14 protein-coding genes are annotated in these 21980 nt (G+C 67.5%); 9 read left to right on the top strand and 5 right to left on the bottom strand.

All coding sequences use genetic code 11. The features are described 5' to 3' along the window. Positions 1 to 7 precede the first annotated feature (7 nt). On the bottom strand, positions 8 to 1996 hold the full coding sequence (locus QFZ83_RS30755; protein WP_373457519.1) for an ATP-binding protein: 1989 nt from the start codon (positions 1994 to 1996) through the stop codon (positions 8 to 10). A 119-nt stretch (positions 1997 to 2115) separates the two neighbouring features. After that, positions 2116 to 2697 carry a single-stranded DNA-binding protein gene (ssb, locus tag QFZ83_RS30750; protein ID WP_307512143.1) on the bottom strand — a complete coding sequence of 194 codons (582 nt, stop codon included), beginning with the start codon at positions 2695 to 2697 and terminating at the stop codon, positions 2116 to 2118. A 172-nt stretch (positions 2698 to 2869) separates the two neighbouring features. Between ssb and uvrA the strand changes: the two genes are divergently transcribed. Further along, complete coding sequence (gene uvrA / locus QFZ83_RS30745) at positions 2870 to 5986, top strand: excinuclease ABC subunit UvrA (protein ID WP_307512141.1); 3117 nt, start codon at positions 2870 to 2872, stop codon at positions 5984 to 5986. Positions 5987 to 5995: 9 nt separating this feature from the next. Further along, entirely contained in the window at positions 5996 to 6889 is an 894-nt protein-coding gene (locus QFZ83_RS30740) for a DMT family transporter (protein WP_306881092.1), read from the top strand. 13 nt (positions 6890 to 6902) lie between these two features. Here QFZ83_RS30740 and QFZ83_RS30735 read toward each other — a convergent pair whose 3' ends face one another. From QFZ83_RS30735 to QFZ83_RS30725, 3 genes are read right to left on the bottom strand one after another with little or no spacing between them, the layout of a single operon-like run. Next, positions 6903 to 7664 carry a GntR family transcriptional regulator gene (locus tag QFZ83_RS30735; RefSeq protein WP_306881091.1) on the bottom strand — a complete coding sequence of 254 codons (762 nt, stop codon included), beginning with the start codon at positions 7662 to 7664 and terminating at the stop codon, positions 6903 to 6905. A gap of 2 nt (positions 7665 to 7666) precedes the next feature. Then, on the bottom strand, positions 7667 to 9427 hold the full coding sequence (locus tag QFZ83_RS30730; RefSeq protein WP_307512140.1) for a glycerol-3-phosphate dehydrogenase/oxidase: 1761 nt from the start codon (positions 9425 to 9427) through the stop codon (positions 7667 to 7669). Continuing rightward, positions 9424 to 10971, bottom strand: a complete 1548-nt coding sequence (locus QFZ83_RS30725) for an FGGY family carbohydrate kinase (protein WP_307512139.1) — start codon at positions 10969 to 10971, stop codon at positions 9424 to 9426. Before QFZ83_RS30725 ends, QFZ83_RS30730 begins: the two co-directional genes overlap by 4 nt. 179 nt (positions 10972 to 11150) lie before the next feature. Between QFZ83_RS30725 and QFZ83_RS30720 the strand changes: the two genes are divergently transcribed. The 7 genes from QFZ83_RS30720 to atpE all read left to right on the top strand — a co-directional run bounded on the left by QFZ83_RS30720 (position 11151) and on the right by atpE (position 21899). After that, a complete protein-coding gene (locus QFZ83_RS30720) occupies positions 11151 to 12197 on the top strand; it encodes a substrate-binding domain-containing protein (RefSeq protein ID WP_206176813.1) in 1047 nt (348 codons plus the stop codon). Beyond that, positions 12194 to 13714 carry a sugar ABC transporter ATP-binding protein gene (locus tag QFZ83_RS30715; RefSeq protein ID WP_307512138.1) on the top strand — a complete coding sequence of 507 codons (1521 nt, stop codon included), beginning with the start codon at positions 12194 to 12196 and terminating at the stop codon, positions 13712 to 13714. The genes QFZ83_RS30720 and QFZ83_RS30715 overlap by 4 nt, the downstream gene beginning before the upstream one ends. Continuing rightward, a complete protein-coding gene (locus QFZ83_RS30710; RefSeq protein WP_041942736.1) occupies positions 13711 to 14745 on the top strand; it encodes an ABC transporter permease in 1035 nt (344 codons plus the stop codon). The genes QFZ83_RS30715 and QFZ83_RS30710 overlap by 4 nt, the downstream gene beginning before the upstream one ends. After that, positions 14742 to 15734 (top strand): aldo/keto reductase, encoded by a 993-nt coding sequence (locus tag QFZ83_RS30705; RefSeq protein ID WP_307512135.1) that lies wholly within the window; start codon positions 14742 to 14744, stop codon positions 15732 to 15734. Before QFZ83_RS30710 ends, QFZ83_RS30705 begins: the two co-directional genes overlap by 4 nt. Positions 15735 to 15782: 48 nt before the next feature. Continuing rightward, positions 15783 to 16643: a class I fructose-bisphosphate aldolase gene (locus tag QFZ83_RS30700; RefSeq protein ID WP_013538856.1), complete on the top strand. Its 861-nt coding sequence runs from the start codon at positions 15783 to 15785 to the stop codon at positions 16641 to 16643. A gap of 150 nt (positions 16644 to 16793) precedes the next feature. Further along, complete coding sequence (locus QFZ83_RS30695; RefSeq protein ID WP_307512133.1) at positions 16794 to 21515, top strand: RICIN domain-containing protein; 4722 nt, start codon at positions 16794 to 16796, stop codon at positions 21513 to 21515. 144 nt (positions 21516 to 21659) lie between these two features. Further along, entirely contained in the window at positions 21660 to 21899 is a 240-nt protein-coding gene (gene atpE / locus QFZ83_RS30690; RefSeq protein ID WP_306881084.1) for a F0F1 ATP synthase subunit C, read from the top strand. The last annotated feature ends 81 nt before the right edge of the window (positions 21900 to 21980 follow it).

Below are 21980 nucleotides of genomic sequence, written 5' to 3'. Positions count from 1 at the left end.
GCGGGCTTCAAGCCTTCCGCGGCTTGCGCTGCAGCGGCAGCCACAGCGTGAACAGCGTGCCCGTCGGCCCCGAGCGCCAGCTGACGCCCCCGCCGACGGCTTGCGCGCGGCGCAGCTGGTTCTGCATGCCGCGCCCGCCGGCCTCGGCCATCGCCTTGTCGACCTCGAAGCCCTGGCCGTTGTCCTCGATGGTCACGCGCACGCCCTCGGCCTCGGGCGCGGTGCCCACGCGGATTTCGGTGGCGCGCGTGTGGCGCAGGATGTTGGCGATGCTCTCCTGCACGATGCGCAGGATGTGCAGCGCGCTGGTCGGGTCGAGCCAGTCGAGCGGCGGTATCTCCTGCACCTCCCAGCGCAGCGCGACGCCGGAGCCCTCGAGCCGGGGACCGAGGCGGTAGCGCAGCGTGGCCAGCAGGAGCAGCAGGTCTTCCTCGAGCGGCTCCATCGAATCGATGGTGAGCTTCAGGTCGTCCAGGCAGCTTCTGAGGATGTGCGACACCTTCTCGTCGCTGAGGCGCCCGTTCTCCACCGAACGGATCGCGCTGATGAGCGATGAGCCCAGGCCGTCGTGCATGTCCTGCATCAGCCGCTGGCGCTCGTCGCTGATGGTCTGGCGCTTTTCCACCTCGCGCAGCCGGCGGTGGCTCTGTTCGAGCTCGGCCTCGCGCGCCTGCAGGCGCTCGGCCAGGTTGGCGTTGACCCGCTCCACCTCCGCGATGGCGTTGACGTAGCGCCGGTACATCAGCGTGCCGAAGACGGCGAAGGTCACGGCGTTGGTGTAGGACCCCAGGTACCAGCCCTCCGGATTCGCGAAGTTGTTCTGCAGCAGCCAGTCGGACAGGCCCAGCAGCACGCACACGCCGATGCCGACGGCCACCAGCCGGCCTTCGTTCGAGCGGCGCCAGGCGCTGATGCCGCCCACCAGCGCCACGGCACCGCCCATGGCGGCCGCGCCGATGTAGATGAGCGGCGTGACCTGTGGGGTGTTCGTCAGGATGCCGAGGCCCGGCAGCGTCAGCACGCCGATCAGCGCGGTCCAGCCGACCACGCCACAGGTCAGCCATTTGAGCGGGCGGCCATGCAATTGCCGCAGCGCAAAGTGCACCACCGCGACCAGCCAGAACAGCGAGTTGACCGTGAGCCATGCGAACCAGTCGTTGGCCACCGGCAGGCTCACGTAGAAATGCAGGCCTCGCAGGAACGAAGTGGTCGCGAGGTTGAAGAAAAGCAGGTAGCCGGTTTCGTGCCGGCGCCGGAACCACACGAACAGTGCGAACAGGCCCACCGCCATGAAGGCCGCGCCGAGCATGGCGGGCAGGTCCTGCTGGAACCACAGGCGCTTGTTGTAGCGGTCCTTCAGCGAATCGACCGGGCCCAGCCACAGCGAGGACACCGCCACCTGCGCATTGCGCGTGTGCTCCAGGCGGATGAGGATTTCCTTCAGCGGTACGGCATCGGGCGTTTTCTCGATCACCACCCACAGCGGCGTGCGGGTGCTGTTCCACAGCGGTCCGTTTTCCTGGTCGCGGTGAACCAGCCGGCCGTCGGCATACACCGCGATGGTGCCGTCGGTCTTGATGCGCACGCCGTACAGCGCGAGCGGTCCCGTGGTGACGGGCAGGTCGTGCACGGCCACGCGCAGCCACGTGGTGCGCGTTGCGCTGGCGATGAAGCGGTCGTCGGCCTGGCGCAGCAGCGCGATGGGCAGGGACAGAGGCAGCTCGATGGGCTGCCAGGTGTAGGGCAGGGCCCGGCTGTCCATGACGATCGAGGGTTCGCGAAAGCCCGGCGCTTCGGTGACCTGCCAATCGGCGTGGGTGATCCGGGTCGCTGGCACGCCTGGCGCGGCGGAGGAACCGCCGAAGAAGACGATCATGAGCGCCAGGAGGGCGAGGGAGACGACCAGCACCACATTCGCCCAGAGGGGCGCGGCGCGGTATTTCGAGAGGCCTTCGAAGAACCACGCACGCAGCTCGCGCACCACGGGGACGTTCATCGGGGTGCGGGCTGCGGGACGGGGTTCAAGGCGTTGCCGGGGACGAGGAGGTGCCGGGCAAGACGCATGACCGAAGCAGCAATGAGGGAGCCTCGGTCATACGGGAGAGAAGGGTCGGGTCAGAACGGGATGTCGTCGTCCATGTCGTCGAAGCCCGTCGACGACTTGGCCGGTGCCTGGCGCGGTGCAGCCGAGGGTGCCCGGGGTGCCGCAGCCGGAGCGCGGGGAGCGTACCCGCCGCCGCCGCCACCACCACCACCACCACCACCACCACCATTGCCACCCTGCGAGTAGCCGCCACCACCGCCGCCGCCTTGCGAATACCCGCCGTCGTCTTCCGGACCGCCCGATGGGCCGCCCTGGCCCTGGCGGCTGCCCAGCATCTGCATCTGGTCGGCGCGGATTTCGGTGGTGTATTTCTCGATGCCGTCCTTGTCGGTCCACTTGCGCGTGCGCAGCGAGCCTTCGACATACACCTGCGAGCCCTTGCGCAGGTACTGGCCGGCGATTTCGGCCAGGCGGCCGTTGAAGACGATGCGGTGCCATTCGGTGGCTTCGCGCATTTCGCCGCTTTGCTTGTCTTTCCAGCGATCGGTGGTGGCCACTGTGACGTTTGCGACCTGGTCGCCGCTCGGGAAGGTACGCATTTCGGGGTCGCGCCCCAGATTGCCGACGACGATGACTTTATTGACCGATGCCATATGCACTGCCCCTGATAAGTAGATGAAGGAGGAGGAGAAAGAGAACCGGGGATTGTGCCCGATGCCGGCCGGCGGGGCGCCACCGCCGGGCTCCCGGAACACGCCGGCCAGCGAAGCAGCCATGAAAGCGCCAGAAGCCGTCCATTGGCCATGAAATGCTGCTCGGACTATCATGTCCGGTTGCCCTCGGACGATCGCCCCCTTGAATTCCAAAGCCACTGAAGAACTCGCCGCCCAAGAGGAAAGCGCACGCGACGCGCAACTCGAACGCGACACCTACCTCGGCGCGGTGCTGGCGCAGCAGCGCATCAGCATCCGCGGTGCGCGCACCCACAACCTGAAGAACGTCGACCTGGACATTCCGCGCAACAAGCTGGTGGTGATCACCGGCCTGTCGGGCTCGGGCAAGTCGAGCCTGGCCTTCGACACGCTGTATGCCGAAGGGCAGCGGCGTTACGTGGAGAGCCTGTCGGCCTATGCGCGGCAGTTTTTGCAGTTGATGGACAAGCCGGACGTGGACGTCATCGAAGGCCTGTCGCCCGCGATCAGCATCGAGCAGAAGGCCACCAGCCACAACCCGCGCTCCACCGTGGGCACGGTGACCGAGATTCACGACTACCTGCGCCTGCTCTTCGCCCGCGCCGGCACGCCCTACTGCCCCGACCACCACCTGCCGCTGCAGGCTCAGACGGTCTCGCAGATGGTGGACGCCACGCTCGCCATTCCCGACGAGCCGCGCCTGTTGATCCTGGCGCCCGTGGCGCGCGAGAAGAAAGGCGAGTTCCTCGAACTCTTCGCCGAGATGCAGGCCGCCGGCTACGTGCGCTTCCGCGTCGACGGCCAGACGTACGAATACAACGACCTCCCCAAGCTCAAGAAGACCGAGAAACACGACATCGACGTCGTCATCGACCGCCTGCGCGCACGACCCGACATGCAGCAGCGCCTGGCCGAGAGCTTCGAGGCCGCGCTGCGCCTGGCCGAAGGCCGTGCGATTGCGCTCGAGCTGGGCGCTGAAGGGGTGGCCGACAAGGAACACCTGTTCAACGCCAAGTTCGCCTGCCCGATCTGCCACTACTCGCTGTCGGAGCTCGAGCCACGCCTCTTCTCGTTCAACTCGCCCGTGGGCGCGTGCCCGAGCTGCGACGGCCTCGGTCACCGCGAGGTGTTCGACCCGGCGCGCGTCGTCGCCTTCCCGTCGCTCTCGATCGCCAGCGGCGCCATCAAGGGCTGGGACCGCCGCAACGGCTATTACTTCAGCATGATCGAGAGCGTCGCGAAGCACTACAAGTTCGACGTCGATGCGCCCTTCGAGTCGCTGCCCGCCTCGGTGCAGCAGGTGCTGCTGAACGGCTCGGCGGCTGAAGAGATCAAGTTCAACTACACCATGGAATCGGGCAACTTCGCGGGCAAGAAGCTCACGAAGAAGCACCCCTTCGAGGGGATCATCCCCAACATGACGCGGCGCTACCGCGAGACCGATTCGGTGATGGTGCGCGAAGACCTCGCGCGCTTTCGCAACCTTCAGCCCTGCCCCGACTGCGGCGGTTCGCGCCTTCGACGCGAAGCCCGCAACGTGTTCCTGGTCGATGAATCGGCGCGCCCGGCCGACGGCGGCGAGCCGCCGCGCATGGCGATCTTCGAACTGAGCCACCTCACGCTGCGCGATTCGCTCGCCTGGTTCCAGACACTCAAGCTGCGCGGCGCCAAGGCCGACATCGCCGACAAGGTGGTGCGCGAGATCGGCCTGCGCCTGAAATTCCTCAACGACGTGGGCCTGAACTACCTGAGCCTGGACCGCAGCGCCGAGACGCTCTCGGGCGGCGAGGCACAGCGCATCCGCCTGGCCTCGCAGATCGGCTCGGGCCTCACGGGCGTGATGTACGTGCTCGACGAGCCCAGCATCGGCCTGCACCAGCGCGACAACGACCGGCTCATCGGCACGCTCAAGCACCTGCGCGACATCGGCAACAGCGTGATCGTGGTCGAGCACGACGAGGACATGATCCACGCCGCCGACCACGTGATCGACATGGGCCCCGGCGCCGGCGTGCACGGTGGGCGCGTGATGGCGCAGGGCACCTACGCCGAGGTGTCGGCCAACCCCGACTCGCTCACCGGCCAGTACCTCTCGGGCACGAAGAAGATCGAGGTGCCGAAGCACCGCACCGCGTGGCTGCCCGCTGTGAAGAAGCCGGCCTTCAACGAAGGCAAGAAGCCTTCGCGCTTTCCGCAGAGCCCCGCGGCCGAACGCCGTGCCGCGCGCGAAGCGGCGCACATCGCCTCGCAAACCGACCTGCAGGAAATCCGCGTCGTCGGCGCCACCGGCAACAACCTCAAGAACGTGAGCGTCGCCTTCCCGGTCGGCCTGCTGACGTGCGTGACCGGCGTCTCGGGCTCCGGCAAATCGACGCTGGTGAACGACACGCTCTACACCGCCGTCGCGCGCACGCTGTATCGCGCGCACGAAGAGCCCGCCGAGCACGAGTCGGTCGAGGGCATCGAGTATTTCGACAAGGTCATCAACGTCGACCAGAGCCCCATCGGCCGCACGCCGCGCAGCAACCCGGCCACCTACACGGGCCTCTTCACGCCGATCCGCGAGCTGATGGCCGAGACCAACACCGCGCGCGAGCGCGGCTACGGCCCGGGCCGCTTCAGCTTCAACGTGGCGGGCGGCCGCTGCGAGGCCTGCCAGGGCGACGGCGTGGTGAAGGTCGAGATGCACTTCCTGCCCGACGTGTACGTGCCTTGCGAGGTCTGCCACGGTCAGCGCTACAACCGCGAAACGCTCGAGGTCCAGTACAAGGGCAAGAACATCGCGCAGATCCTCGAGATGACGGTCGAGACCGCGCACGAGTTCCTGAAGGCCGTGCCGACCATCGAGCGCAAGCTGCGCACGCTGCTGGACGTGGGCCTCTCGTACATCAAGCTCGGCCAGTCGGCCACCACGCTCTCGGGCGGCGAGGCGCAGCGCGTGAAGCTTGCGCTCGAGCTGAGCAAGCGCGACACGGGCCGCACGCTCTACATCCTGGACGAACCGACCACCGGCCTGCACTTCGCCGACATCGAGCTGCTGCTGAAGGTGCTGCACCAGCTGCGCGACGCGGGCAACACGATCGTTGTGATCGAGCACAACCTGGACGTCATCAAGACGGCTGACTGGCTCATCGACATGGGCCCCGAAGGCGGTGCCGGCGGCGGCACGGTGGTGGGCGAAGGCACGCCCGAGGACATCGCCGCGAACGAGGCGAGCCATACGGGGCGTTATCTCAAGCGTTTGCTGTAGACCTCACAGATGCCCTCCTTCACCCCGCGCCAGTTCGTCCTGCTCGTCCTCCTGACCCTCGCCTGGGGTTTCAACTGGCCGGTGATGAAACTGGGCGTGGCCGACTATCCGCCGCTCGCCTTCCGCGCGATCTCGATCTGGCTGGGCCTGCCCGTGCTGGGCCTGGCGCTGGTGTGGATGAAGGTGCCGTTCCGCGTGCCGCGCAGCGCGTGGCCCGAACTGGTGTGGCTGGGCGCGACCAACATGTTCGTCTGGCATGCCTGCATCATCCTTGCGGTGAAGGCGCTGTCGGGCGGGCGCGCGGCGATCCTGGGGTACACGATGCCGGTGTTCTCGGCGGTGATCGGCGCGCTGCTGTTCTCTGCCGTGCTCACGCGGCGTTCTTGGATCGGCGTGGGAGCCTGTGCCGTCGGCGTGGGGCTGTTGCTGTGGCATGAGCTCACCGACTTCGCGGGGCGGCCCGGCTACGTCGCGCTCGCGCTGGTGGCCGCAGCGACATGGGCGCTGGGCACGCAGCTGCTGCGCCACACGCGCATCGGGCTGCCGACGCTCACGCTCTCGTTCTGGATGACGGCGATGACCGCCGTCGTGATGACGGTGCTCTCGCTGCTCTTCGAGCGCGGCCCGCGGCAATGGCCGGGCCCGGTGACTTGGGGATCGATCCTCTACAACGCCGTGCTGATCTTCGGCTTCGCGCATGCCGCGTGGTTCTATCTCGCGCGCGGCCTGCCGCCGGTGGCTTCGACCCTGAGCGTGATGTTCATCCCCGTGCTCGGCGTGTTCAGCGGCGCGGTGTGGCTCGGCGAGGTCGTGCACTGGCAGGACTGGGTCGCGGTCGCACTGATGATGGTGGCGATCGCCTCGGTGCTTTGGCCCTCGCGCGGCAACGCCGCCAAGGCCTGACCGAGCAGAGAACTCAGGTCGTCGTCTGCACGTGCAGGCGGCTCTCCTTGCAGCGGTGCAACGCGCGGTAGTGCTCCAGCGGCCGGCCGTTCGCGCCATAGGCGATCGACTCGATGCGCAACAGCGGCTCGGGGTGCGGCAGGTCTAGCAGCTTGCAGGTTTCGGCATCGGGCAGCACCGCATCGATCCAGCGCTCGGCGCGCACCAGGCGCAGGCCGTACTGGCGGCGCAGCACGTCGTAGAGCGAACGGTCGTCCAGCCGCGTGCGGTGCAGCCCCGGCGTGAGGTCCGCGGGCACCACCGTCTCGACCAGGAGGCGCAGCTCGCCGTCGACACTGCGAAGACGCTTGAGCGCAACGACCTGCGCATCGGGCTCCGTGAGCCCCAGCGATGCGGCTTCCTGCTCGGTGGGCGCGCGCAGTTCCTGCGTGAGGATCTGCGTGCGCACCGAGCGGCCCTTGCGCTCCATTTCGTCGGAGAAGCCGAGCACCGTGGAGACGAAATCCTCATCGCGCTCGCGCGCCGACACGAAGGCGCCACGGCCCTTGATCTTGTAGATGAGGTTGTTGCGCACCAGGTCGGCCAGGGCCTCGCGCACCACAATGCGCGAAATGCCGAACTGGTCGCCCAGCTCGGCTTCGGATGGCAGCTTGGCGCCGATGGGCAGCACGCCCTGCAGGATCTGCAGGCGGATCGCATCGCGGAACTGGGCCCACAGCGGGGACTCGGAGTTGCGGTCGAGCACGGTCGACAGGGTGTCGTTGGGACTGTTCACTTTTAGGACTGGCCGAGGGCGGAGCTGGCCATCAATGATGCATCGAAAGAAGGTTCCACGTCGGGCGCCACGGCCTGCAGGCGCACGTTGTGATGCTCGCGCAGGGCGGTCGCGCAGGTGCGCAGCTCCTTGTGCGCGCGGGCCGCGTCCCAGCCCAGCGCCTCGGCCGCGATGCCCGAGATTTCGGCCAACGCGGCATCGGTGACGAGGCCGCGAATGGCCAGCAGCGTGCGGCGGATCACGAGGTCATCGAGATGCACCACGCCGGTTTCCAGGCACAGGTACGAGAGCTCGGCGGCCGAGTAGTCGGGCGCGTGTTGCAACGGCACGTCGCCGGAGGCGGCGAGGCGCTGCGCGAGCGACAGCGCCTTCGAGCCGTAGCGCGCGAGCAGGTTCTGCGCACGCGCGCGGCCCATGCCCGAGGCCGTCATCTTCTCGATGAAGCGTTCGGTCGCGGCCGCATCGGCCGGCAGGTCTGCACCACCGCCGATGGGCAGCAACTCGGTCGATGCGGTGCGCGAGCGCCCCAGAAGCTGCAGCACTTCAGTGGTCGCTTCCTCGGCGAGCGAGCGGAAGGTCGTCCACTTGCCGCCGACGAGGCCGACGATGGGAATGTCGCGCGTCGCGCTCGGCGGATCGACCACCACCGAGTGGTCGCGCGAGATCTGGCCCGGCTTGTCGGCATCGGAGCGCGCGAGCGGCCGCACGCCGACATAGGTGTAGACCACGTGGTCACGCCCGAAGGCCATGTTGGGGAACACCTCGCGCAGCACGTCGATGAGGTAGTCGACCTCGGCGGGTTCGGTGACGATCTGGTCCGGGTCTTCGACCGGGATGTCGGTCGAGCCCACGAGCACGCGGTCGAGGAAGGGATAGACGATGCACACGCGCCCGTCCACCGCCTCGAAATACGCCATGCGGCCGTCGAGCGCATCGCGCAGCGCGGGGTGGTCGAGCACGAGGTGCGAGCCCTTGGTGCCCATCACGCGCGGGCCTGCGCCGCCGAGCACGGCCGCGCTGCGGTCCAGCCACGCGCCCGTGGCGTTCACCACGGTGTCGGCAGTCACGCGCACGAGTGCGCCGGTGAGTTCGTCGCGCAGCGTGAGGATGTTGCCCGCACACCCCATCACGCGGCAGTAGTTGGCGGCGGCCGAGCGCGGCTGGTCGCGGCAGGCATCGCCGATGAGTTCGAGGATGAGCCATTCGGGATGGCTGATCCACGCATCGAAGAAGGTCGCGGTCCAGCGGATCGCCGCGCGGAAGAGGCCGCGGTCGTTGGTCGGCACGCGGCTGATGCGGTGCCCCGGCATCACGCGCTGGCGGCGGCCCAGGATGTCGTAGAGCCGCAGGCCCAGCGCCACCGCCAGCAGGCCGCGCGTGCGCTGCGGCGGCGTGCGGCCGAAGAACTTGAGCGCGCTGCTCATGAGGCCGCCGAAGAAGTTCGCGAGCGGCACCACGGTCTTGAGCGGGCGCACGAGGTGCGGCGCGTTGCGCAGCAGCAGGTTGCGCTCGCGCGTGGCCTCGGCCACCAGCGAGAAACTGCCGTTCTCCAGGTAGCGCAGGCCGCCGTGGATCATGCGCGAGGGTGCGCTGCTGGCACCGGCGCCGAAGTCGCCCTTGTCGACGATCAGGCAATCGACGCGCTGCAGCGAGAGATCGCGGAACACGCCGACGCCGTTGATGCCGGCACCGACGATCACGGTCGAAAAATGACGGTCCGCCAAAGAGGCAGGACGCACGAAGGGAAGTTGCCAAGCGCTCATGGAGAAACCTCCGCGCTGCGCGCTGCGGTGCGAGCGCCTTCGGGCGGCCGTGCGGCGCTCTGCGCACCGCCCGCGATGTGGGTGAATACAGGTGACATGCTGTCGATCAGTTCGTTGAAATCGGCGTTGAAATCCGCATGGGCGCGTGCGTCCCGTGCATCGGGTTCGATGAGGTCGCACGGCGCGAGCAGCGCGCTGCCCGCGGCCGCGTCGTCCAGGCCCTGCGACATGGCTGCGTAGAGCGCGGCGCCGCGTGCGCCGGTCTCGTCGTCGGCGCAGCGCTCGACCGGGCGGCCCAGGAACGAGGCGAGCAGGCGCACGAGGCGTGCATCGCTCGCACCGCCGCCCAGCACGGTCGATGCGGAGACGGCGAGGCCGCCGGCCGCCAGGCGCGCCGTCTGGCGCACATGCAGCGCCGCCACGGCATCGACCACGGCGCGTGCCATGTCGGCGCGGGTGTGATGGCTCTTCATGCCCACGAAGCCTGCCGTCACGCCACCGCCGCCATTGATGAAAGGCGCGAAGCGCAGGCCGTTGGCGCCGAGCGGCACGGTCATCGCGAGGTCGACCACAGCGCGCGCATCGGGCAGCGCGAGCACGCCCGCGAGCCACGCGATGTTGGCCATCGAGGACGGGCTGTTCTCCATGTAGAGCCGCTCATGCGTGCGGCCGAAATTCACGATGGAGGCGACGGCCGGCTTGGGCGCCATGACCGGGCCGATGACGGCGTTCACGCACCACGTGCCGAACACCTGCACGGCGCGGCCGCGGCGTTCGGCGCAGATGGCGGTCATCGAGGCGAGCAGGTCGATGGCGCCCATCGCGACGGGAATGCCGGCAGGCAGGCCGCACAGCGCGGCCTCGGAGGCGCGCAGCTTGCCGAGCACCGTGCCGCTCGGCAGGATCGGGCCGAAGTTGTGCGCGCCCAGGTCCGTAAGGCCCGAGGCATCGAAGGCGATCTGCGACCAGCCGCCGGTGGCGAGCGACACCAGGCCGGCGGTGCTCGCATCGCTGGCGTCTGTGGCGATTTCTCCGGTCAGCAGGAAGCCGAGGTAGTCCTTCGCGAACAGCAGGCGGCGCAGCTCGCCGCGCTGCACGGCATCGGCGCCCAGGAGCTCGGCGGCGATCACCGTCGGCTGGCCGGGCCATGGGCCGCAGCCCACGTCTTCGAAGAGCCGCGCACCCTGGCTTTTGGCGAGCGTTCGTGCGCGGGCATCGGCGCGCTGGTCGGTCGAGGCGACGGCACGGCCGCCGACCAGTTCGTTGTTCGCATCGAGCGCGTAGAGGCCGGCGCCGTGGCCGGTGCAGGCCATGGCGCGAACCTCGGCGGCACGCGGCCCGAGCTGGTGGGCCACGTCGCGCAGCACGTGGGTGAGCGCGGCGCGGATGGCCGCGGCTTGCACTTCGCAGCCGCCGCCGGCGAGCCGGTCGTGCGGCAAAGGCATGCGGGACAGGGCAACGGCTCGGCCGCTTCCGGCTTCGAGGGCCAGGGCTTTCAGGCTGCTCGAGCCCATGTCCACGCCGATCAGTATGTTTGGCATCATGTCATAACAGCTTCGGCGGAAAAAAAGGCCGTCGCCAGTAGCGTTTCCCCTAGTACTCGGGGCAATCGGGCCGGGATTACATTCTAGCCTGTCATAACAACTGATGTGACACCGAGGTCCCGAAGACCTGCCCGAAAAGCAGGTCGCAAGCTCTGCCAGTCAACGTGAGGAGACAAAGAATGAGGCGTAATTTCCTGAAGTCCGCAGCCGCCGCCGGTATCGGCCTGGCCGGTGCGAGCGCGTTCGCGCAACAGCAAGCAGCTGCCCCTGCCGCAGGCACGGGCCTGCGCGGCAATGCCAGCGACGTCTACGTGATGAACGTGATGGTCTCCGGCGTGGAGTACTGGTTCCCGGTCTACGAAATGATGAAGCAGCTCGGCCGCACGCTCGGCGTGAAGACGCGCTACACCGGCACTCCGGAGTACGACGTGAACAAGCAGCTCGCGTCGTTCGAGCAGGAACTGGCGCGCAAGCCCGCGGGCATCCTGCTGCACCCGATGAACCCCGATCCGTTCATCGAGCCGATCAACCGCGCCGCGGCGATGGGCATCCCGGTCGTCACCTTCGCGGCCGATTCGCCGAATTCGAAGCGCACCTCGTTCGTCACCTCGGACAACGACCGCGAAGGCACGCAGGCCGCCGACGCGATTGCCGCGTCGCTGGGCGGCAAGGGCGAATACGCCGTGCTGGAGAACCCGGGCCAGGACAACCACGACCGCCGCATCGCCGCCTTCGTGAACCGCATGAAGACCAAGCACACGGGCATGAAGCTGGTCGGCCGCGCCGCCAGCAACCAGGACCCGAACAAGGCCTACCAGGCGGTGCTGAGCCTCGCGCAAGCCAACCCGAACCTGGGTGCGCTCTTCATGCCCGAGGCCAACTCGGCGCTCGGCGCGGCGCAGGCCAAGGTCGAGACCAAGAAGAACATCAAGGTGATGTGCTGCGACGTGAACGCCAAGATCCTGGACATGATCAAGTCCGGCGACGTGTTCGGCGCCATCAACCCGAACCAGGGCATGCAGGGCTACATGGGCATGATGATGTTGTTCCTGGCCAAGAACCCCTCGCTCATCGACCCGATGAACGACGCCAAGCGCAACGGCACGAACCCGATGGCCGTGCCCTTCCTGGACAACGGCCTGGCCGTGGTGAGCAAGGCCAACGCCGACGACTTCTACTGGGACAAGTACCTCGCGCGCCGCGGCACCAAGGGAATCGGCGAGTGAGCGCCTTGCTCGAACTGAAGGGGATCAGCAAGCGCTTCGGCGCTTCGCGCGCGCTCTCGGGCGTGGACTTCTCGCTGCATGCGGGCGAGATCCACGCCCTGTGCGGCGAGAACGGCGCGGGGAAGTCGACGTTGATGAACATCATCGACGGCATCCACCGCCCCGACGAGGGAGAGATCCTGCTGAACGGCCAGAAGGTCGTGATCGACGGCCCTGCGCACGCGATGCGCCTGGGCATCGGCCTGGTGCACCAGGAGATCGCGCTGTGCGCCGATGCGACCGTCGCCGAGAACATCTTCATGCCGGAAATCAACGCCGGCAAAGCGGCGTGGATGAACTACGCCAGCTTCAACGAACGCGCGGCCAAGGTGCTGCGCCGGCTGGGGCAGGACATCGACCCCGCCACGCCGGTGGGCGACCTCAGCATCTCCAGCCAGCAACTGGTGGAGATCGCCAAGGCGCTCACGCTCGACTGCAAGGTGCTGATCCTGGACGAGCCCACGGCCGCGCTGACCGACAACGAGTCGGCGGCGCTGTTCCGCGTGCTGCACGACCTGAAGGCGCAGGGCATCGGCATCATCTACATCAGCCATCGCATGGCGGAAATCTTCACGCACTGCGACCGCGTCACCGTGCTGCGCGACGGGCGCAATGTGCACTGCGGACCGCTGGCCGGATCGACCCCCGACGAGCTGGTGCGCCGCATGGTCGGGCGCGATCTCGGCAACTACTACCCGCCGAAGCAATCCGCGTCCCCAACCTCGGAATCCTCCGGCCCCGTGCTCGAAGTGAACGACATCGCCGACGGCGAGCGCGTGCACGGCGTCTCGTTTGCGCTCAAGCGCGGCGAGATCCTCGGCATCGCGGGCCTCATGGGCGCCGGCCGCAGCGAACTCGCCGAAACCATCTGCGGCCTGCGCGTTGCCAAGCGCGGCACGGTGCGCCTCGCCGGCAAGACGCTCACCATCCGCAAGTACAGCGACGCGCTGCGCGCAGGCATCGCCTACCTCAGCGAAGACCGCAAGGCGGCCGGCGTGTTCCTCGACCTGCCGATCGCGCAGAACGTGTCGTCGATGGCGCTCGGCCGCGTGAGCTCGGCCTGGGGCCTGCTGCAGCGCTCGGCCGAACACAAGCTCGCCAAGACGCTCGGTGCCAAGCTGAATCTGAAATCGGACGGCGTCGCCATCGAGGTCTCCAGCCTCTCGGGCGGCAACCAGCAGAAGGTGGCCATCGCCAAGCTCTTGGCCACCAACCCGTCGGTGCTGCTGATGGACGAGCCCACGCGCGGCGTCGACGTGGGTGCGAAGTCGGAGATCCACCACATCCTGCGCGAGCTCGCGAACCAGGGCGTGGGCGTGATCGTGATCTCGTCGGAGCTGCCCGAGATCATCGGCCTCTGCGACCGCGCTCTCGTGATCCGCGACGGCCAGGTCGCGGGCGAACTTGAAGCTAACGAAATGACGGAAGAAGCCCTGCTGCGGCTGGCTTCCGGACTCTGCGAACAGGAAACAGCATGAACTACCCGGCACAACTCGATGCGGGCCTTCCTCCTCGGAATTCTGGGCAATCTGGCCAATCAGGAGGCGACCCCGTGAAACCCGCCAACAAACTCACGAGCATGCGAGAAGCAGGGCTGCTGCTGATCATCGCGGTGCTCTGCATCGCGATGAGCTTCGCATCGCCCTACTTCCTCACCTGGGACAACGTGCGCGCGATGCTGTTGTCCTTCTCCATCGAAGGCATCGTGGTGGTGGGCATGACGATCCTCCTGATCGTCGGCGGCATCGACCTCTCGGTGGGCTCGGTGGTGTGCTTCGCGATGGTGGTGACGGGCAAGCTCTTTCTGATGGGCGTGGACCCGTGGCTCGCGAGCCTGGTGGCCATCGGCATGTGCGGGCTCATCGGCGCCATGATCGGCGGCTGCGTCACGCGCATCGGCCTCAATCACTTCATCGCCTCGCTGGCCTTCATGGTGATCGTGCGGGGCCTGTGTCTCGCGCTCACGCAGGGCACGCCGCAGTCGCTGTTCTCGCTGCCGGCGGAGTTCAAGTTCATCGGACAGGGCACGCTCTTCGGTGTGCCGGCGGTCATCCTGATCTTCCTGGCGATCGTGGTGGTGAGCGACTTCGTGCTGCGCCGCTCGACGCTCCTGCGCCGCGTGTTCTACACGGGCAGCAACGAGAAAGCGGCGCTCTATTCGGGCATTCGTGTGGGCCGCGTGAAGTTCTGGGTCACGGTGCTGTGCTCGGCTTCGGCGGGCCTCGCGGGCGTGATCTACACCGCGCGCTTCGGCGCCGCCACGCCGACCTTCGGCATGGGCATGGAACTGAACGTGATCGCGGCTGCCGTGATCGGCGGCGCCAGCCTCAAGGGTGGCTCGGGCACGGTGCTGGGCGCCGTCCTCGGCCTGGCGCTCCTCTCGGTGGTGACCAGCTCGCTGATCCTGCTGGACGTGTCGCCTTACTGGCAGGACGTGATCAAGGGCTTGATCCTGCTCGCGGCCGTGACCATCGACCACATCATGAACACCAGAAAGAAGACGCGATGAAGAGCGAGATGAAGAAGACCACCCTGGGCCCGTCGGGCATCGAATGCTCGGCCATCGGCCTGGGCACCTGGGCCATGGGCGGCTGGATGTGGGGCGGCGGGGACAACGCGGCCGCCGTCATCGCCATCCAGGCCTCGCTCGACGCGGGCGTGAACCTGATCGACACCGCGCCGGCCTACGGCCTCGGCCGCTCCGAAAGCATCGTCGGCACTGCGCTCAAGGGACGCCGGCAAGAAGCCGTGATCGCCACCAAATGCGGCCTCGTCTGGCACACACAACAAGGTACGCACTTCTTCGAAGAAGACGGCCATCCGGTGTACCGCTTCCTCGGGCGCGAGTCGATCTTTCATGAATGCGAAGAGAGCCTGAAGCGCCTGCAGACCGACTACATCGACCTCTACATCACGCACTGGCAGGACAGCACCACGCCCGTGGCCGAGACCATGGACGCGCTGCTCGACCTGAAGAAGCAGGGAAAGATCCGCGCCATCGGCGTGAGCAACGTGAGCCCCGAAACGCTCGCCGAATACCTGCGCTACGGCCCGGTCGATGCGGCGCAGGAGCGCTACAGCCTGATCGACCGCGAGATCGAGGCCACGCTCGCGCCCCTTTGCAGCGAGCACAACGTCGCGGTGCTCGGCTACTCGTCGCTGGCGCTCGGCCTTCTGGCCGGCCCCATCGACCCCGAGCGCGAGTTCAAGGGCGACGACCAGCGCGCGAGCAACCCGCGCTTCAGCGCGGCCAATCGCGCGACGCTCAAGGCTTTCTTCGAAGCGCTTGATCCTATCCGCGCCAGGCTCGGCTGCTCGTTCGGCCAGATGATGATCGCGTGGACCGTCGCACGCGGCACGGTCGCCGTCGCGCTGTGCGGCGCGCGCGTGCGCCAGCAGGCGATCGAGAACGCCGGTGCCGGCGCGGTCGAACTGGGCGACGAAGCCCTGCGACTGATCGACGCCGCGGCGAAGCGCCACCTCTCCGCGCTCGCCTGACAACCCGGCCCCCTCTTCATTTCCGACCCCAACAAGGAGTTCTTTCCCATGTCGAAAGACAAGACAGCACGGCTCAACCGCCTGCTCACCAACGGCCGCTGCCTGGACATCGCCCTCGATCACGGCGTGTGCAACGAGCCCTCGTTCCTAGACGGCCTGGAGGACATGCCCCAGGTCATCGACAAGCTCGTGGCCGCCGGCCCCGATGCGCTGCAACTCAACTACGGCCAGTCCGACCTGCTGCAGGACCGCCCCGGCCGCGACAAGCCCGCGCTGGTGATGCGCATCGACATGGGCAACCCCTACAACGCCACGCTTCACCGCGTGATGTGGGCCCAGCTGCAGAACGAACACGACCCGGTGCTGCCGGCCGTGCAGCGCGACGCGGCCTGCGTCGTCGTGAACCTGTTCATGCTGCCGAACGAACCCGACCTGTTCCGCCAATGCGTGCAGAACATCGCACGCGTGCGCGCCGACTGCGACCGCTACGGCATGCCGCTGATGATCGAGCCGCTGGTGATGCAGTCGCCCACGCCCGGCAGCCGCTACATGGTCGATGGCGATGCCGAAAAGATCGTGACGCTGGTGCGCCTCGCGCGCGAGATGGGCGCCGACATCGTCAAGGCCGACCCGACCAGCGACCCGAAGGATTTCCACCGCGTGGTGCAGGCCGCGCGCTGCCCCGTGCTTGTGCGCGGCGGCGGACGCGAAGACTTGTCGCAGGTGTTCGCGCGCTCGCGCACGCTGCTGGACCAGGGCGCGGTCGGCATGGTGTACGGACGCAATGTCTATCAGCACGGCAATCCGTCCGCGGTGGTCAGTGCGCTGATGGCAATGATCCACCGCGACGCGAGCGCCGAGGCGGCCTTGGACATCTACGAATCCGGCGGCACGAAGCAAGGCAAGTAACGCCGCTGCCAAGGGAGAGAGGGTTTACGGCAGGCGATCACCCGTCGCCTGCCGGGGTGCGTGCTGCGCGCGCACTTTGCAAGTCGAGCCAGAGAAGAAGAAACGAGTCAGTGGGTCCCCCTGCGAACTTCTAACAACTTGGAGGCAACGATGAAGATCCGGTATTACGTGATGGCATTGATGGTGCCGTTCGTCACACTGCTGACGCACGCGGCAATCACCGGGGTCAGTCCGATGACGACCCTCGGCAACATGGCCACGGCGGTTTCCGCAGCCGTCGCCGACCCGCTCCCGCTGCAAGGGCCGGGCCTGGGCAACCTCACCTACACCTCGGCGGAACTGTTCAAGCCGGTGTCGATGATCACCAGCCCCAACCACCCGCTCGATCCGGCGCACAGCAGCGCCTACGAGTCGCGCGAGGTGCCCGCCACCTACGCGGGCCGCAAGGACTACGGCATGAATGCCGGCATCATGGTCAACGGCTACTTCCTCACCTCCTTCGCGCCGGACAGCGGCCTCGGCCCGGGCGGATTTTTGCTGTACGACGTGTCGAACCCGCGCCAGATCCGGCTCGTGAAGAAGATCTACGAGCCCGATGACGCCACAGGGGGGCGCACCAAGGAGTTCCGCGAGACGCACTCCTTCGGCACCGCGAAGATCGGCGGCAAGACGTATGTGGTGCTGCCCAGCATCAACGGCGTCGAGTTCTGGGACTTCACCGACGTCAACGACATCAAGCAGGTCAAGAAACTCGCGCTGCCCGGCGTGAACGCCGGCGACTACGAGAACGTGGCCTGGCAGCTCTGGTGGCAGGCGCCTTATCTGTACGTGGCATCGGCTGGCCGGGGCATCTTCATCGTCGATGCGACGGACCCCGCGAACGCCGTGGTCGCGAACCGCGGCGCGGGCAAACCCAACCCCGTGCCCACGGGCGAACTCGGCGGTTTCCGCATCGGCCCGATCTTCACGATGGGCAACCACATGGTGCTGACCGCGATGGAAAGCAACGGCGGTTTCGCGAGCCTGGACATCTCCGACCCGCTCAACCCCAAGGTGCTCGATTCCATCGTGGGCACCACGCCGTTCTATTACGCGACCTGCTTCGACGGCCGGAACCTGCACGTCTCCACGCGCAACAGCGGCGCGAAGATGTACAGCTACGACCTCTCCGACCGCTCGCGCTTCGTGGCCGAGGACAACCGGCTGGTCATCGACGAGCAGCTCTATTGCGCCACGCAGGACAACTACGTCATTCAAGGCGCGCAGACGCGCATCCACAAGGTGGACGTGAGCAATCCGCTCAACCACGTGGAAGTGGGCCGCGGCAGCATCCTGCGCGAGGACGACCCGAACTTCTCGCACTCGGACAACGGCCAGGTGGCGATGTTCGGCAACCTTGTGTTCGTGGGCAATGACCACGGCTCGGGCAGCGGCTTCGTCGTGCACTCGGTGGACCCCGACATCACCAAGCCTGAAGTCAAGCAGGTCTCTCCCGCCAACGGCGCGAAGCAGCAGGCGTTGACCTCGCGCGTCGGCCTCGGCATGACGGACAACATCCGCCCCGAGAGCGTGAACTCCAACACCTTCATCGTGCGCCCGGTGGGCGGCAACACGCTGGCGGGCACCTACAGCGTGCAGCTGGGCATCGTCAACTTCCATCCCGACCAGCCGCTGCAGCCGGGCACGAGCTATGAAGTGTTCCTGCCCGCCAACGGCCTGAAGGACTATGCGGGCAACGCGATCGGCGCGGACTACCGCTCGACCTTCAACACCGGCAACGCGACCGACATCAACCTGATGCACTACTGGACGCTGGCGGGCAATCTCTCGGACCAGATCGGCAACAACGGCGGCACGCCGGCCTCGGGCGACGCGTTCGAGAGCATCGGCATGAACTTCGCGAACCGCACCGCCGGTGTGCCGCTGAAGAACGATTCCGTGGCCACCGTGCTCGGCGGCACCGCATCGCTGAGCTTCTACATGAAGACCACGCAGGCGGGCGGTGCGAACTCCTGGACCGCACCCGGCATCTTCGGGCGCGACCAGTCGGGTGGCGCGGACGATGTGTTCTGGGGCTGGCTCGACACCAGCGGGCGCATCAAGCTGTCGGTCGGCAACGACGGCGGCACCACCTCCACCGCGGCGGTGAACGACGGCAACTGGCACCACGTGGTGCTGACGCGCGATGCGGCCTCTGGCGCGCAGGCGGTGTACGTCGACGGCGTGAAGACCACCTCCGCGGGCCTCACCGGCACCAAGGGCCTCACGAACAAGTTCAGCGTGCTGGGCCAGATCCAGGGCAACACGGCGCTCTTCAAGGGCACGCTGGCGGAAGTGCGTGTCTACGGCCGCGTGCTGTCCGACACCGAGGTGAACACGCTGCGCGGGCAGGCCATCATCGGCGACCCCGGCATCGGCGGCGGACCGAAGCTGGTCAACGGCCAACTGGTGTTCAACCCCGGCACGTTGGGCAGCAGCGGCGCGCAGTTCCGCTGGAACTTCGGCGACGGCACGCAGACCGCCTACTCGAATCAGCCGAACTACACCTACACCTACAACCGCCCCGGCCACTTCACCGTGACGCTGACGGTGAAGGATGCGAACGGCCGCGAGACCTTCTACACCTACAACCTCACCGTGATCGTTCCGACCACGGCGCGGGCGCCCACGCACACGACCAACATCGCGGGCGATGCGAACTCGGTGTACTCGGTCAACCCCGACAGCGGCACGGTCGCCGCCATCGACGCGCAGACGCTGGCCAAGCGCTGGGAAGTGCGCGTGGGCGACGAGGCGAAGACGCTGGCCGTCGGCCCCGACGGCCGCATCTGGGTTACGGTGCAGGGCGAGGACAAGCTGGTGGCGCTCAACGCGGCCGACGGCAGCGTCTCGGCCACCGTGCCGCTCGCCTACGGCAGCGGCCCCTACGGCGTGGCCTTCACGCCCGATGGCGCCAAGGGCTTGCTGACGCTGGAGAGCAAGTCGGTGCTGATGAGCTTCGACCCGAGCAACGGCAGCACCACTGGCGCGGTCGCGCTCGAAGGCAACCTGCGCGGCATTGCCGTGAGCGGCGATGCGCAGGTGGCTTACGTCACGCGCTTCAAGTCGAAGATGACCGGCGGCCAACTGCATAAAGTGAACCTGCAGAGCATGAGCGCGATGACCACCATCGCCCTGCCGGTCGACACCACCACGGTCGATACCGAGAGCCGCGCGCGAGGCGTCGCCAACTACCTGAGCCAGGTGATCATTTCGCCGGACGGCACGCGGGCGGTGCTGCCTTCGAAGAAGGACAACATCGTGCGCGGCAAGTTCAGGGACGGCACCAACCTGTCGCACGACCAGACGGTGCGTTCCATCCTCTCGCAGGTCAACCTGCAGACGGCCGCGGAAGTGTTCGCCGAGCAGATCGACTTCGACGACCGGGCACCGGCACGCGCCGCGCTGTACTCGCCGTCGGGCGACTACCTCTTCGTCGCGCAGATGGAAGGCAACCGCGTGGCGATCGTCGATCCGTACAGCCGCTCGGTGCGGGGCGAAATCAACGCCAGCAGCGCGCCGCATGGCCTGTACCTGGACGCGGCGAGGAAGCGCCTGTTCGTCAACAACTTCCTCGCGCGCTCGGTGTCGGTGCACGACGTGGCCTCGGTGCTGGCTTCGGAGACCGCGGCGCCGGTCTTCCTGCAGAACGTCTCGACAGTGGCGCAGGAGCCGATGGCGGCCGCGGCATTGCGCGGCAAGCAGGTGTTCTACAACGCGTCGGACCGGCGCATGAGCAAGGACAACTACATCTCCTGCGCAAGCTGCCACGCGGATGCCGGCGACGACGGCATGGTGTGGGACTTCACCCAACGCGGCGAAGGCCTGCGCCGCACCATCAGCCTCATGGGCCGACGGGGCCTGGGCCACGGCAAGCTGCACTGGACGGCCAACTTCGACGAGGTGCAGGACTTCGAGAACGACATCCGCAACGAGTTCGGCGGCACCGGCTTCCTCTCGAACGCGGACTTCACGGCCACGCAAGACCCGCTGGGCGCCCCCAAGGCCGGCAAGAACGCGCAGCTGGACGATCTCGCGGCTTACCTCACCTCGCTGAACAAGTACATGCGCAGCCCGGCGCGCAACGCCGACGGCAGCCTCAGCGTCGATGCGGCGCGGGGCCAGGCGCTGTTCGCCTCGGCGCAGTGCGTGACCTGCCACACCGGCGCCACCTTCCGCGACGGACAGCGGCACGACGTGGGCACCATCCAGCTCTCGTCGGGCAAGGGCATGAACCAGCCGCTGGCGGGCGTGGGCTTCGACACGCCGACGCTCGTGGGCACCTGGAACACCACGGCCTTCTTCCACAACGGACAGGCCGCGACGTTGCAGGACGTGCTCGCCGGCGGCCACGGCAACGCCAGCAGCCTGCCGCCCGCCGACGTGGTGGCGATTCGCGAGTACGTGCGGTCGCAGGACAGCGACCCGACGCCGACGATCACGCGCATCCGCTCGAACCTGAGCAACCTGTGCGTGAACATCAAGGGCGTGTCGACCGCCAGCGGCGCGACGGCGGTGCAGTGGCCGTGCGGCACTGCGAACAACGAGAAGTTCACGGTGACGAGCCTCGCGGGCGGCTACGTGCAGTTCAAGGCCGAACACAGCGGCCTGTGCCTGGCGCAGAGCGGCACCGCGACGACGAACGCGGCGGTGGTGCAACTGGCCTGCTCGGCCGGCGACACGACGCAGTGGAGCCTGGTGGGCGGCACGATCAAGAACCGCGCCTCGGGTTCGTGCCTGGACGTGCCGAACGCCTCGACGGCGCAGGACACGGCGCTCATCACCTGGACCTGCAACGGCGGCACCAACCAGAGCTGGACACAGCTGCCCTGACGGTTTGATGCTCCCCTGAAAGCCGGCCGCTTCACCGCGGCCGGCTTTTTTTCGCCCCGCCCATGACCTCCCACGTCATGGACCGTGCGCACCCGTTGCGGGAAAGTACGTCCATCGATCAACCAACCACCAGGAGAAAACACCATGGCCGGCTTCAATATCCTTCCCCTCGCAGTCGCCCTGCTGATCGGCATCGCAGCGCTCGGCTCGTGCCTGGGCATCGGACTGGTCGGCCAGAAGTTCCTGGAGAGCACCGCACGCCAGCCCGAGATGGTCGACGTGCTGCAGACCAAGTTCTTCCTGATCGCGGGCGTGACCGACGGCGCGTTCATCATCGCCACCGGCATCGGCCTCTGGTTTGCGACCGCCAACCCCTTCGGCTGAACACGGTTCAGGAGCCCCGGAAACGGGGCCTCCGCACCAGGAAGTGACACGTTTCATTGGCACCATTCGTGCTAGCACCGT

This window comes from Variovorax sp. W1I1 (assembly GCF_030815625.1).
Taxonomy (GTDB): Bacteria; Pseudomonadota; Gammaproteobacteria; order Burkholderiales; family Burkholderiaceae_C; genus Variovorax; species Variovorax paradoxus_C.
This window is presented reverse-complemented; position numbering and strand designations above follow the sequence as displayed.